The organism is Streptomyces camponoticapitis (assembly GCF_014646115.1).
Lineage (GTDB): Bacteria > Actinomycetota > Actinomycetes > Streptomycetales > Streptomycetaceae > Streptomyces > Streptomyces camponoticapitis.
Map to the genome: position 1 here is coordinate 129,333 of NZ_BMMV01000006.1, position 12,928 is coordinate 142,260.

Annotated in this window: 11 protein-coding genes and 1 tRNA gene; 5 read left to right on the forward strand and 7 right to left on the reverse strand. The window is 70.5% G+C overall.

Annotation, left to right across the window (positions count from 1 at the left end; all coding sequences use genetic code 11):
- Positions 1 to 16 precede the first annotated feature (16 nt).
- From IEY79_RS11325 to IEY79_RS11335, 3 genes are read right to left on the reverse strand one after another with little or no spacing between them, the layout of a single operon-like run.
- Entirely contained in the window at positions 17 to 895 is an 879-nt protein-coding gene (locus tag IEY79_RS11325; protein ID WP_189107272.1) for an ABC transporter permease, read from the reverse strand.
- Positions 895 to 1,821: an ABC transporter permease gene (locus IEY79_RS11330; RefSeq protein WP_189107273.1), complete on the reverse strand. Its 927-nt coding sequence runs from the start codon at positions 1,819 to 1,821 to the stop codon at positions 895 to 897. The genes IEY79_RS11325 and IEY79_RS11330 overlap by 1 nt, the downstream gene beginning before the upstream one ends.
- The gene (locus IEY79_RS11335; protein ID WP_189107274.1) at positions 1,818 to 2,957 is read right to left on the reverse strand and encodes a LacI family DNA-binding transcriptional regulator; all 1,140 of its coding nucleotides are present in this window, start codon (positions 2,955 to 2,957) and stop codon (positions 1,818 to 1,820) included. Before IEY79_RS11335 ends, IEY79_RS11330 begins: the two co-directional genes overlap by 4 nt.
- A 245-nt stretch (positions 2,958 to 3,202) precedes the next feature.
- Between IEY79_RS11335 and IEY79_RS11340 the strand changes: the two genes are divergently transcribed.
- From IEY79_RS11340 to IEY79_RS11350, 3 genes are all read left to right on the forward strand, one after another.
- A complete protein-coding gene (locus tag IEY79_RS11340) occupies positions 3,203 to 4,108 on the forward strand; it encodes a phytanoyl-CoA dioxygenase family protein (protein WP_189107275.1) in 906 nt (301 codons plus the stop codon).
- A gap of 4 nt (positions 4,109 to 4,112) precedes the next feature.
- Positions 4,113 to 5,018 carry an AraC family transcriptional regulator gene (locus IEY79_RS11345; protein WP_189107276.1) on the forward strand — a complete coding sequence of 302 codons (906 nt, stop codon included), beginning with the start codon at positions 4,113 to 4,115 and terminating at the stop codon, positions 5,016 to 5,018.
- 124 nt (positions 5,019 to 5,142) lie between these two features.
- Positions 5,143 to 5,583: a nuclear transport factor 2 family protein gene (locus tag IEY79_RS11350; protein WP_189107277.1), complete on the forward strand. Its 441-nt coding sequence runs from the start codon at positions 5,143 to 5,145 to the stop codon at positions 5,581 to 5,583.
- Positions 5,584 to 5,678: 95 nt separating this feature from the next.
- On the opposite strand, the gene IEY79_RS11355 is transcribed toward IEY79_RS11350, so the two are convergent.
- The 4 genes from IEY79_RS11355 to IEY79_RS11370 all read right to left on the reverse strand — a co-directional run bounded on the left by IEY79_RS11355 (position 5,679) and on the right by IEY79_RS11370 (position 9,641).
- A tRNA-Glu gene (locus IEY79_RS11355) sits at positions 5,679 to 5,752 on the reverse strand.
- A gap of 208 nt (positions 5,753 to 5,960) precedes the next feature.
- Positions 5,961 to 6,740: a class I SAM-dependent methyltransferase gene (locus IEY79_RS11360; protein WP_189107278.1), complete on the reverse strand. Its 780-nt coding sequence runs from the start codon at positions 6,738 to 6,740 to the stop codon at positions 5,961 to 5,963.
- A 23-nt stretch (positions 6,741 to 6,763) separates the two neighbouring features.
- Positions 6,764 to 9,085 carry an APC family permease gene (locus IEY79_RS11365; protein ID WP_189107279.1) on the reverse strand — a complete coding sequence of 774 codons (2,322 nt, stop codon included), beginning with the start codon at positions 9,083 to 9,085 and terminating at the stop codon, positions 6,764 to 6,766.
- A 136-nt stretch (positions 9,086 to 9,221) separates the two neighbouring features.
- Positions 9,222 to 9,641, reverse strand: coding sequence for a hypothetical protein (locus IEY79_RS11370; RefSeq protein WP_189107280.1), 420 nt, complete (start codon positions 9,639 to 9,641; stop codon positions 9,222 to 9,224).
- Between the two features lie 311 nt (positions 9,642 to 9,952).
- Between IEY79_RS11370 and IEY79_RS11375 the strand changes: the two genes are divergently transcribed.
- Together IEY79_RS11375 and IEY79_RS11380 are read left to right on the forward strand one after the other, a co-directional pair.
- Positions 9,953 to 11,599 carry a hypothetical protein gene (locus IEY79_RS11375; protein ID WP_189107281.1) on the forward strand — a complete coding sequence of 549 codons (1,647 nt, stop codon included), beginning with the start codon at positions 9,953 to 9,955 and terminating at the stop codon, positions 11,597 to 11,599.
- A 284-nt stretch (positions 11,600 to 11,883) separates the two neighbouring features.
- On the forward strand, positions 11,884 to 12,921 hold the full coding sequence (locus IEY79_RS11380) for a hypothetical protein (RefSeq protein ID WP_189107282.1): 1,038 nt from the start codon (positions 11,884 to 11,886) through the stop codon (positions 12,919 to 12,921).
- Positions 12,922 to 12,928 lie beyond the last annotated feature (7 nt).

Genomic DNA, 12,928 nt, shown 5'->3' on the forward strand with positions numbered 1-12,928 from the left:
CGAGGGTCGGTCGTCGTCAGTCGGTGCGGCCACGCCGGTAGCGGGCGGTGAGCTGGTCACCGAGAATCCCGACGTTGATGATCAGGAGGGAGAGGGCGATGCCGGGCAGTGTGGAGATCCACCACTGCGGTTCGAGGTACTCCTTGCCGTTCGCGATGGTCTGTCCCCATGACACGGTCGAGGGGGGCAGCCCGATGCCGAGGAAGCTGAGCCCCGCCTCGGCGAGCACCACCAGCGCGAATTCGAGCGTGGCCAGAGCGACGATCGGTCCCGCGGTGAACGGGAGCACGTGCCGGGCGAGGATGGCCCGGCCCGGCACTCCCAGTACGCGCGCGGCGTCGACCCAGGGGCGTTCCCTGATGGAGAGCGCGACGCCACGGGTGACGCGGGCGAAGGTGATCCAGCCGGTCGCGGAGAGCGCGACGACGACCAGCAGGACGCTGCGCTCGAAGGCGCCGGCGATCACGATCGCCAGCAGGATCGCCGGAAACGCCAGCAGGATGTCGAAGATCCGGGCCAGTACGGCGTCGACGCCGCCGCGGACGTAACCGGCGACGGCACCGAGGACGACCCCGACCAGACAGGAGATCGCGACCGTCGACACGCCGATGAGCACCGACGTCCTGGCGCCGTGGACGATCTGGGCGAGCACGTCGCGGCCGAGCCCGTCCGTGCCGAACCACGCGGTGCCTCCGGTGGACGTCTCGGAGCCGGGTGGGAGCAGCCGGTCCTCCAGGGAGGTGTGCACCGGGTCGTAGTCGATCAGCAGCGGTCCGAGAAGGGCGACCAGCAGATAGAAGCCCACGACCAGATACGGGATACGGGAGAGCAGCCGGCGCCGCTTCCGCGGCGGCGCCGTCGTCACCTTCTCGGGCACGGCGGCGATGCCGGCCATCAGACGGCTCCCGTCCGGATACGCGGATCCAGCTGGGCGATGAGCAGGTCGGCCATCAGGTTGAGTACGACGACGATGCCCGCGATCAGAAGCGTGACGCCCTGTACGACGGCGTAGTCGCGGTTGGCCACCGCGTCCACCACCAGCGATCCGAGGCCGGGCCAGGCGAAGACGTTCTCGACGATCACCGCCCCGCCGACCAGGGCCCCGACCTGGACGCCCACCACGGTCACGACCGGGATCAGCGAGTTGCGCAGGGCGTGGCCGACCAGCACCTGACGCTCTGTCAGTCCCTTGGAGCGCGCGGTCCGGACGTAGCCCTCGCGCATCGTCTCCGCGATGCTGGTCCGGGTCAGCCGGGCGATGATCGCGATGAAGGGGAAGGAGAGGGTGACGGCCGGCAGCACCAGATGCTGCGGTGTGCCGACGCCCGAACTGGGCAGCAGGCGCAGGCCGAGTGCGAAGACCAGCACCAGCATGATGCCGATCCAGAAGGTGGGGAACGACTGGAGGGCGATGGTGCAGGCCGAGACCACCCGGTCCAGCGGACCGCCCGGCCGTCCGCCGGCCAGCAGGCCCAGCGTCAGTCCCACGATCACCGCGATCGCGGTGGCCGTCAGCGTGAGGTCGATCGTGGCGGGCAGCCGGTCGAGGACCGCGTCCATGGCGGGTCTGCCGAGCCGGTGCGATTCGCCGAAGTCGAGCCGGGAGACATCACCGAGGTAGCTGAGGTACTGGGCGCCGAGGGACCGGTCGAGTCCGAGCGTGGCGCGCAGCTCGTCGATCCGGCCCCGGTCGGCGTCCGGGCCGAGCAGCACGGTCGCCGGGTCGCCGGGCGCGGCCCGGACGATGAGGAAGATCAGCGAGGCGGCGCCCCACATGACGAAAACCCCGATGAGCAGCCGTTGCACGATCATGCGGATCATGTCGTCGGCCTCCCGTCCGGGTCGGCGGGCACGGGGCGAGCGGGGACGGGGCGAGCGGGGACGGGACCGATCGAGTCACCCGGTACGAACTCGCAGGGCACCGTCAGCTGTCGCGGTTCAGGGCTCTCCCGGTCGAGCAGTCCGATCAGGACCCGTACCGCCTCGCCGGCCATCCGGGCGCGCGGCAGCGAGAACCGCGTCCAGTTCCGCGACTCCGGTGTCCAGGACGGCGGATCACCCAGCAGGGCCAGCGAGCAGTCCGCCGGGAACCGGACCCGTTCGGTGCCCGCCATCGTCGCCAGCGCCCCGGTGAGCCGGTCGTCCTCGGTGGGCTCGACCAGCAGCGCCGTGATCCCGAGTCCGCCGATCCACTCCTCCAGATGGTCGACCGACAGGTCCGCCGGATCGGCAAGCCGCCGGATCAGCGCCTCGTCCGGGACGATGCCGGCCTCCGCCAGCCCGCGCCGGTATCCCTCCTCGCGGTCCCTGGTGGGCTCGCTGTCCTCCAGAGCGCGCAGATACAGGATCCGCCGGTGGCCGAGCCGCGCCAGTTCGGCGACGAGGGCTCCGGTCGCCGAGACGTAATCGGCTGCCACGTACGACAGTTCACCGTCGTCCACCTCGCGGCGTCCGACGAAGACGAACGGGAAGTCCTCCCGCACCAGCGCCGACAGCTCCTCGCGGCGGACGTTCCTGCCGAGCAGGACACAACCGTCCGCGATCTTCAGCCGGTTGGCCCCGCCCGCATAGATCGACCGCTCGGCCGTCGGCGTACCGGTGCTGGATTCGCCCCGGTCGGAACTGAACAGCAGCAGGTCGTAGCCCTGCCGCGCCGTCTCTTCCGCGACGCCGAGCAGAAACGGGTAGTAGAAATCGCGCTGGTCAGTCGGGAAGACCGATTCGAAGGTGTAAAGCCCGAGAAGGCGGTTCCGGCCGCCTTTCAGACTGCGCGCGGCGACATTGGCCGCGTACCCCAGTTCCTCGGCCGCGGCCAGAACGGCCCGGCGTGTCGATTCAGCGATCTGGTTACTCGCCGCGCCGCCGCTTATCACCAGCGACACCGTCGCCTGGGAGACGCCGGCGTGCCGGGCGATGTCCCGCTGGGTGGACCGTCGACGCCGTTCGGGAGGGGCCATGAGCACTCCCAACTAATACGTATTAGCAAGTGCCGCAAGACGCTACTCGGATGCCGCGAAACGCGTCAAGACTCGTGAACGGCCTTTGTCCCGCTTGTTTCTGACAGATGATCGGATCATGCGGAGTGACAGGATTCGCCATCCGTACGCACGGGCGAGCCATGGCACGCGGGCGCGATATTCAGGAACATCGGGAACAGCACCGCATTCCATTGATCCGGCGCCCCGGGGAGAAAGGGAATTCGATGACCGTCCGTACGATTCCGGAGAACTCCACCGGCGCTTCCGCGCCTGCCGCCTCCGCGGCCGACGGCCTCGCCGCCCGCTTCGACCGGGACGGTTACGCCGTACTGCCGGGCGTCCTGACGCCGGCCGAGGTGGCGGAGCTGCGCGAGGAGACCGTGCGGATCTGCCGTGGCGAGCGGGGAGTCGTGGAGGGCGCGCTGCCGCCCGTCGCGGGCGAGAGCGACGACGAGGCCGTACGCAGATTCCTGTGCGTCCACTATCCGCACAAGCTGTCGGCGCTCATGCTCGACACCATGCGCCATCCCGCCGTCGTCGGCCCGCTGACCGACGTGATCGGGCCCGACATCAAGTCGATGCAGTCGATGCTGTTCGTCAAGTCCGAGGGCCGGCCGGGGCAGGCGTGGCACCAGGACGAGATGTTCATCCCGACCCGGGACCGGTCGCTCACCGCCGCCTGGCTCGCCCTCGACGATGCCACCGTCGACAACGGCTGTCTGTGGGTCCTGCCGGGTTCGCACCGGCCAGGCGTCATCTACCCCAACCGCGAGCACGACGACGCCCGTTACGACTGCACGGTCGAGTCCTACGACTTCCCGTACGGGGAGTCCGACGCCGTACCCGTCGAGATCACCGCGGGGTCGGTCCTGCTCTTCAACGGCTATCTCCTGCACAAGTCGCTGCCCAACTCCGGCCGTCGAGGCTTCCGCCGGGCCCTGGTCAACCACTACATGAGCGCCTCGTCCCCGCTCCCCTGGGCGCCCCCGGAGGCCGAACAGCCCATGGCCCAGGCCGACTTCCGGGACATCGTGCTGGTCGCGGGCCGGGACCCGTACGCCTACAAGGGCACCACGGACATCCGTACGCCCCGGGTGCGGCGCGACCGGTCCGGGGGCTGCGACAGGTGAGGCCGTGACGGTCGGACCGGAACCCGTGGCGCCGGCGCTGATGGCGCGGCTCGGTCCCGCGGTCGCCGACTATCCGCCCGGGTCGGTCTTCGGGCCCAGGGACGCGGGTTCGTACGAGTTCGTCTGGCTGCTGCACGGCAGCGCCCGCTGGGTCTGCGGCGATCTGACCGTGCCTCTGGCGCCGAGCGCGCTGCTGCTCGTACGGCCGGGTATGCGCGACACGTTCCACTGGGACATCCACCGGCCCACCCGGCACGCCTACACCCACTTCCGGCTGCGCCCCGACGTACCGGGCGGGGAGACCCCCGACGACACGGACTGGCCGATCGTCCGGGAACTGTCGGGGCGGGGCGATCCGATGGCCGCGCTCTGCCAGTACCTCCTGGCACTCGGCGCGACACGCCCGCCGGGCTGGGAGCGGCACGCCGAGGAGACCCTGCGGCTGCTGCTCCTCACCTTCGTGCACGGCCCCGGCCCCGAGACCGGCCCGCGGCCGCTCCCCGAACCCCTGGTCGCCATGATGGCCGCCGTCCGCGCCCACTGGTCGGACGGTGTCGCCCGGCCGCTCGCCCTGGCGCGACTGGCGCGGGCCGCCGGGGTCTCGGAGAGCACGCTCTGCCGTATCTGCCGGCGGCATCTCGGGGTCAGCCCCGTCGAAGGGCTCGAACGGCTCCGGCTGGCGAGGGCGGAGCCGCTGCTGTGGCTGAGCAACCTCTCGATGCGCGACATTGCGGTCCAGTGCGGCTTCGCCGACGCGTACCACTTCTCGCGCCGGTTCCGCGCGGTCTACGGAATGGCACCGACCGCCTTCCGCGGGGTCCCGCCCGAGTCGGCGCCGCCGTCCCCGATCGCGGACGGCGCGCTGGCCGCGCTCCAGGCGCTGGTGCCGCCCTCGCAGCCGGGTCAGTGACCGGCCGGGCGGCGGAGTCGATTACCTCGGGGGTAATCGACCCGGCTCCCCTCCCCCGGCAGGATCGAGAACATCGACGGGAGCCCGCGCGGGGTTCCCGGCAGCAGCCCGCGAGGAGAACACCATGCCGGACAACTCCCCCGCCAGCACGACGAGTTCCGCCTCCGACGCGACTCGGGCCGTCGTGCGGGACTTCCTCGCCGCCCGGGTGGCCGGAGACACCGAACGGCTCACCGCGATCTTCGCCGACGAGGTCGACTGGCTGCTCGCCGAGAACCCCGTGGTCCCCTGGATCCGCCCGCGTTCCACCGGAGCCGAATGCGCCGCCCAGTTCGCGGAGTTGATGGAGCACGTCGTGCCCGAGGACGCGCGCGCCACCGTCGACGCCTTCCTGGTCGACGGCGAGGACGCCGTCCTGACGGGGCACTTGGCGGGGACCGTACGCGCGACGGGAAAGCCCTTCGAGGGGCCCTTCGCGCTGCGCCTCACCGTCCAGGACGGCCGGATCATCCGCCATCACCTCTACGAGAACAGCCTGTCGATCGCCCAGGCCTGCACCGAGTGAGAACGCGGCGCGCGCACGGCACCGGGGCGCCCGAGATCAGGAGTCGGCGACGGAGACATGGATGCTGGGCCGCTGCACCACAGCCCGGCCGGAGCCGGACCGCCGGGATTCGAACCCGGGTCCCCTTTTTGAGAGAAAGGAAGTATCCGTCGCCTGCGCACCGGGCGCCCCGGTGCTTGTGCCCCCCCCCGAGATCAGAACGGCGTGCGGCGTGGTTTCCCCGTAAGAAGCAGCCGCGGCCCGCGCACCGGGAGGTGCCGCGTGTGAAGTTGTGGGTCCGAGGGCCGGCCCGCCACGTCAACTCGCCCGGGGGCCGCTGGACTTGGGAGGACAGTAGCCGACACCGGCCGGTCGCCTCATCTCAATTTCCGTGCCGGCTACGACGGAATCGCGCGGATGAGAGTCAGCGAACCGTGCAGCACGGGCTGTTGACGCAGGGATCCGTGGCGCCGGTCCCAGGCGCCCGACTCCAGGTCACCCCGGAGCGCCTCGACATATCGCTCCCGCTCGTCGGCGGCGACGAAGCTCCAGGCCGAGCATGCCTGCCGCGCCCGGGGGTCGAGCAGCCGTTCGGGGCGCGCGTAGTACGCCTCGTTGAAACCGTCCGTGCAGTCCACCGGGATCGGCACCGGCCTCACGGACACCCTGCCGCCCAGCGTCCGGGCGATCGTCTCGATCGACGGATAGCGCCGGGCCTCGGTGTCCAGGATCGCCGGAGCGTACTCGTACAGCCAGAACTCCCGTACCAGATCCGGGTCGCAGGTCAGGATCACCACCGGCCCCCGCGCCACGCGGCGCATCTCACGGAGCCCCGCTTCGAAGTCGCTCCACTGATGGATGGAGAACGTGGTCATCGCGGCGTCGAAGGTGCCGTCCCCGAACGGCAGATCCTCCGCGACCGCGTCGACGGCGGCCGGCAGGTGCGCCGGCCGCTGCGCCCGCATGGCTGCCGACGGCTCGACCGCGGTCACGTCCAGCTCCGTCGACTCGTACGATCCGGCTCCCGCACCGACGTTGAGAACCGTCCTCGACAACCCGAGTGCCTCGGTGATCCTTGCCGCTATCCGCTCGTCGGGCCGCCGGTGGTCGGCGTAGCCGCCGCCGATCGTGCCGTAGTCCGCGTCCCCCGCGCTGCCGTCCGCTCCCCTTTTGTTCATGCCAGAAACATATCAAGCGGCTCTCAGACATGAAACGGCACCGAGGTGACCACGATCTTGCGCAGGGGGCGCAGCGCACGGCGCAGGCGGGGTGCGGTCCGGCCGTGCAGGGCGCTGTAGCGCCGTTGGCGCATGACGACCTCCGGGAGAATCACCGTGAGGGTGAGGTCGGGCCGCTGATGGTGCAGGGCCTCGATGTAGTTCACCAAGGGCGCGATGACGGCACGGTACGGGGAGACGAGTTCCTGGAGGGGCAGATGGTCGCCCCACAGCCGCCAGTGTTCACGGAAGGTCTCGGCCTCCCGGACACCGGTGCTGACGTGCACGACGAGCACCGGCTGCTCCAGCGACGCGGCGTACGCGAGCGCGCGCATACCGGCGCGGTCCAGCGTCTCGATCGGTACGAGGGAGAGATGCCGGATCTCCTCGGGCACCTCCTCCGTCTCCTCCGCCTCCCCCGGCTCGTGGAACGCCTCCGGGTCCCGCACCTCGCGCCCCTCGGGCGTACCCGGCGAGCCGGACCCGTCGGGCGAGCCCTCGACGCCCTCGGCCGGCGCCGCCACGCGAGGCGCGATGGTCCGGCGCGGGAGTTCGATCGCGTGCCGTTGGAGCCGCAGCGCCGCTGCCACGGTGTCGTAGTGGCGCCGGATGCGCGTCGTGACCAGGAGAAACGCCCCGACCGCCACCAGCGCGACCCACGCACCTTCGGTGAATTTCGTGATGCCCGCCGTGACGAGGACGACCGCGGAGAGAAATCCGCCGGTCGCGTTGAACACCAGGCTCTTGCGCCAGTGACGGTCCCTCAGACGCCACCAGTGGACCACCATTCCGGCCTGCGACAAGGAGAACGCGAGGAAGACGCCGACCGCGTACAGGGGGATGAGTGACGCGGTGCGGCCGTCGAACGCCACGTACACCAGCCCCGCCGCGACCGACAGCAGGATGATCCCGTTGCTGAAGGCCAGCCGGTCGCCCATCCGCGCGAAGAGGCGCGGCGCGTGGTCGTCGCGGGCCAGCAGGGACAGGACGCGCGGGAAGTCGTTGAACGCGGTGTTGGCCGCGAGGAGCAGTACGGCGGCGGTGGCTGCCTGGGTGTACACGTACATCGGGCCCGAGCCGTAATTGCTGTGGGCGAGTTGGGACAGCGCCGTCTCGCCGGAGCGCGGCAGGATTCCGTCGAAGTGGATGAGGGCGACGATGCCGGCGAACAGAGTGACGAGGATCCCGATCATCCAGGTCAGGGTCGTACGGGCGTTGCGCCACTCCACGGGTTTGAACGCGGGGACCGCGTTGGAGATCGCCTCGATGCCGGTCATCGCCGTCGCGCCGGACGCGAAGGCCCGCATCACGAGAAGGATGCCGAGCCCTTCGGTGGCGCCGGCAGGGGCATCCGGCACCGGGTCGAAGTTCCGGTCGCCCGCGTCGGCGAGGCCGACGGCGATCAGCGCCACCATCGCGATCACGAAGGCGTAGGTCGGCGCGGCGAAGATGGCACCGGCCTGCCGGATCCCGCGCAGGTTGCAGGCGAGAAGGACGGCGATGGCCGCGACGCCGATCAGTACGGAGGAGGAGTCCAGAGAGGGCAGGGCGGAGGTGATCGCGGCGACGCCTGCGGCGATGGAGACCGCCACGGTCAGGATGTAGTCGGTCATCAGCCCGGCGGCGGCGACGAGCCCCGGGACCCGGCCCAGGTTGTCGCTCGCGACGATGTACGAGCCCCCGCCGTGCGGATAGGCGCGGATCGTCTGGCGGTACGAGACGCCGATGGCCAGCATCAGGAAGACGATGGTGGCCGCGATGGGGATCGTGTACCCGATTCCGGCGCTGCCGGCGAGAACGAGAACGACGAGCATCGCCTCGGGCCCGTACGCGACGGAGGAGAGCGCGTCGGCGGACAGGACGGGCAGGGCGACCAGCTTGCGCATGCGCTCGCGGGCGATGGCCGTGCTCGCGAGTGCCGGTCCCAGCAGCAGGCGCCGTAGCCGGTAGATGCCGCGGGGCCGGTCGACGGGGGACGGTGGGCCCTCCTCCTCCGCGGCGCCGGCGGGCGGCAGCCGGGGCGGCGGGGTGCCCAGCACCGTGGGGCCGAAGGGGGAGACCGGGACGACCCGGCCGAAGCGGGCGGGCGTGATCTGGGCCGGTGAGGGGAGAGACCCCAGATCCGGATCCACCGGCAGCGCGCGCCGCCATACGTCGCAGCCCGCCGACACCCGCTGCCATTCCCGCCCCACACCGCGCAGTACGTCCAACTGCTGCGCGTCGAGTGCCCGGAGGGGGGTGCTGCCCGGTACCGCCGCACTCCGCGTGCTCTTTGCGTTCGAGGTATTACCGTGAGTGCCCGACATGCGGCAAGTCTCGCGGAATGCCCCACTTCGCGGTGGGAGTGACGCCGGGGGGTTCTCGGCGCAAGTCGGCGCACGCGCGTCCGCGACCCCGCCCACGGATCACGTGGTCATGACCGGCCGGGCGGGACCGGTGTGGCTATGACTTGCCGCGATGGATCCAGTGGGCCCGGCGCTGATGCCGAAGGGCCGGAGGAGTCGCGGACGGCGACCGGTCCGACGGCGGCGCGGGCTGTGCGGGCGCCTCGTGTCCGGAGACGCGCTCGGCGGGGCGCTGGAGGGTGTCGAGGGCGTAGTTCGTGGTGGCGATGCAGTTCACGAGCTGTTCCTCGGTGAAGTCCTCCGACCCCGGCACATGGGGGACGAACCCGATCAGGGCTCCCTCGTTGACGATCTCCGCGTCCAGTCCCGCCGCTCCGTCCATGTCCCAGAGCGCCTCGATCCTGTCGTCGAGGACGACCCGGATGCCGAACTCGTAAACACCCGCGTGCACCAGGTGCGCCATGACTCCGCGGTCACGAAGTTCCGCGGTCAGACGCTCGGCGCGATCCGCGTCCATACGGAGCACCTCTTCACCTACGACGTTCCTGGGCCCATGCCACCCACTGGGGGTCCTGAAGCCCTCGTCCTTCCAACCGTACCGCTCCCGCACGCGGCACGCCGAACCTCCACACCCCCCTCGACATCCCCTCCGTCACGCCCGTTCCCACGCCGCGGAGGCCCGTATCGGCGCCATGAACAGCCCGATCAGGGGGCCCTTTCCACAGTGGGCCCAGGAGTGGGCCCTGAGGCCCTGCGACTGGGCCCGGGACACTCCTTACTCTCCAGCCCCAACAAGTGAACCGGTCAAGGCCTGGACGAGGAGCTCGGATGAACGACAATGATCATCGTCGCAGAGCGCACGCGCACGCCGAGACGGGTCAGGGCGGTGTCGAGTACGTGGCGATGATCGGCGTCGTCGCCGCGGTCGTCGCGGGGATCGTGGCGCTGACCGTTCCCGAGGACACGGCCGTGGGTCTTCAGGACGCGGTGTGCCGGATCGTCAACGCGGGTGATGGCGGTGAAGGCTGTGACTCCGGAGAGGGAGGCGGGGGCGACGACGGCGGAGGCGGCGGCGGGGGCGACGGCACACCCGAGGGACCGCCCGGCGACCCGTTCCAGCCCGCGAAGTGCCTGCTCTCCCAGGATCAGACCAAGGAAACAGTCGTCGTACAGATCCTCTTCATCAAGATCAGCAGCTCCGAGCAGGTCAAGCTCCAGCAGTGGTCGGACGGCACGGTCACCCTGGAGCGGATCACCGAGTCCGGAGGCGGCGTCACCGCCAGCATCTCCGCCGGCATCCCCGGTCTGAAGGACTGGGGCGGCAGCGCGTCCCTGAGCGGCAGTTACATGAAGGGCAGCGGCAGCGGCGGCCAGTGGCTGTTCAACGGCAACAAGACCGGCGACCCGCAGAAGGACCTGGAGCTCAACCTGGAGGACGCCAAGGAGTTCACCGAGTATCTGAAGGCCCAGGACGAGTGCAACAGCAGGCCCGCCGGCCCCCGCTCCTCCGAACTGGGCATGATCTGCGGCTACCACGCCGACAAGAAGAAGCCCGACCTGCCGCCGGAGAAGGCGCCGGACGTCGACATCACCAAGACCAGCACCGAGGCGGCGGGCAGCGTCAGCTTCGGCAAGTCCTTCACGAAGGGCAAGGGCGGGAAGGACAAGGACGGCAAGCCGACCGATCTCGGCAACATATCCGGCGAGTTCGGGACCGGCACCATGACCGAGGACGTCGTGGTCATGCGTGCCAACACCGGCCCGGACGCCGGGAAGATCACCTTCGTCTACACCTTCAGCGTCGACGCCAAGGGCGGCGAACTCGCCCAGGGCAAGGCCACCCGCATGCAGCAGGTCGCCGTCACCTACGACGCCGCGACCTACGACCAGGAGGAGAAGGACGGCAAGGAACACCGGCCCGAGAAACTGGTGATCACCACCAGCCAGGAGAACGGCGCGGGCGCCGGCGTCCAGGCCGGGGCGGGCGCCAACGTCCCCGGCACACCGGTCACCATCGACGTCGGCGGCGGTGGCGGCACCATCGAATCCAAGATCCACACCGAGTCCGCCGAACTGGTCCTCGACAACGACGGCGACAGCAAACTCATCGAGGACTGGCTGCGCGGCCGCGGCGACTTCCCCGCAAGCGACGCCCTGCCCACCCCCTCCGACGCCGCGGAGGCACCCGGCAGCGACGCGGGACCGCTGGAGCGCCTGCTCCACGACAAGGCCAAACTGTCCCGCCTGGACTACAACGCCAACACCGACTGGTGGAACGCCTCACTCGGCATCGGCTTCGGTATCTCGGCCGGCCAGGTGACGCTCGGCTTCAAGCTGTTCGGCATCGACATCACCCACGAGGAGAAGAACCAGACCATCACCGGCGACCCGACGTACGCCACCGGTCCGAAGAACGGCGGCGCCCGCCCGTGGGTCGAGTGGAAGAACTGCACCCAGACGCAGCCGATCGTCTAGAACCGAGGCACCGTCCGCGGATGCCAGGCGGCCCGTGGGCGACCTCGCGCCGCCCGTGAACCGTCGCGAGTGCCGGATTCCCCCGAGAACACCGGCCGGCACACGCGACATCCGATGCCCCGGGGCCGGTATACCGGCCCCGGGGCATCGCCCACGACGGACCGTCCGGGAGCCGCGCGCGGCACACGTATCATCCGCCGGGAAACGGGAGGGGTTTGGTGGCGCCGCACGCCAACCGGCCCTGGACAACGATCCGGAGAGAGCACAGAGATGAAGGTCAGTCAGTGAAGGCAGCCGTACGCCGCTGGGCCCCTTACGTGGCACTGTCGTTGGCACTCGCGGTCGCCGCCGGCTACGGGTGGTACCGGATGAGCGACACCGGGAAGGGCTGGCGCTACGAGGAGAGTCTGAAGACGTTCTGCGAGGGCCTGATCCCTTACGAGGAGTCCGCCGGGTTCACGGGCAAGGACGGGGCACGTCTGTCGCGGGACTACCGCGCCGGCGGGTCCGAGGGCGACTACGACTCGTGCACGGTCGCGGGCCTCGACCTCACCATAGGCCGGATCCCCGACTCCCTGTCCAACAGCGACGGCCCCGACGTCTTCGACCGGCTGGGCGAGGGCGACGCGGACGGCCCGCCCGTACCCCTCGGCGGTGGGTGGCGCGGCTACACCGACCTCGTCAACACGGCGGTCGTCCTCGCCTGTGACAACAAGCCCGGGTCGGTGGTCGTGACGGCGCAGGACGACGACGCGGCGGACGCGTCCCGAGCCCAAGGCATCGCGGAGTTGGTGGCCGCCACCGCGGTCGAGGCGGCGGGGCGCTGGAACTGCGACGCGAAGGCCGGCGGCGGGATCCCGACACCCGCCGCCGAGCCGGAGCGCGCCTCGCGCTTCGACGCGACGGGGACGTGCGGGGGGATACCGCTGGGCGATGAGGACCATGTGCACTGGATCAAGGAAGGTCCGGCCGGCGGCACAGCGCCCCTGGAGGAATGCGTACTGGGCGAGACGAAGGCCGACGCCGTCAACCTGTTCGAGTTCGAGGCGGCGTTCGGACCCTTTGCGCAGCGCCCGCGCTCGGACGATCCGGACCGCGGCGATCTCAAGCGCGGAGCGGGCGGTTCCAAGGGCTTCTTCTGGGCGACCGCCCGCTGCCCCGGTGACGGCGCACGGGCCGTCTTCCGGGTCGCTCCGACGGAATATGTCTACGTCGACGAAGAGGTGACCGAGTTCGCGAGGAAGGCTCTCGGCACGTTCGCCGAACGGAGGGCCGAGCAACACGGCTGCACCGACCTCACGTTGCCGGCAGCTTCGTCGTAAGGGCTCG

Coding starts and splice junctions, on each gene's coding strand:
- IEY79_RS11325 (WP_189107272.1), bottom strand. CDS start 895: ATGGCCGGCATCGCCGCCGTGCCCGAGAAGGTGACGACGGCGCCGCCG.
- IEY79_RS11330 (WP_189107273.1), bottom strand. CDS start 1,821: ATGATCCGCATGATCGTGCAACGGCTGCTCATCGGGGTTTTCGTCATG.
- IEY79_RS11335 (WP_189107274.1), bottom strand. CDS start 2,957: ATGGCCCCTCCCGAACGGCGTCGACGGTCCACCCAGCGGGACATCGCC.
- IEY79_RS11340 (WP_189107275.1), top strand. CDS start 3,203: ATGACCGTCCGTACGATTCCGGAGAACTCCACCGGCGCTTCCGCGCCT.
- IEY79_RS11350 (WP_189107277.1), top strand. CDS start 5,143: ATGCCGGACAACTCCCCCGCCAGCACGACGAGTTCCGCCTCCGACGCG.
- IEY79_RS11360 (WP_189107278.1), bottom strand. CDS start 6,740: ATGAACAAAAGGGGAGCGGACGGCAGCGCGGGGGACGCGGACTACGGC.
- IEY79_RS11365 (WP_189107279.1), bottom strand. CDS start 9,085: ATGTCGGGCACTCACGGTAATACCTCGAACGCAAAGAGCACGCGGAGT.
- IEY79_RS11370 (WP_189107280.1), bottom strand. CDS start 9,641: ATGGACGCGGATCGCGCCGAGCGTCTGACCGCGGAACTTCGTGACCGC.
- IEY79_RS11375 (WP_189107281.1), top strand. CDS start 9,953: ATGAACGACAATGATCATCGTCGCAGAGCGCACGCGCACGCCGAGACG.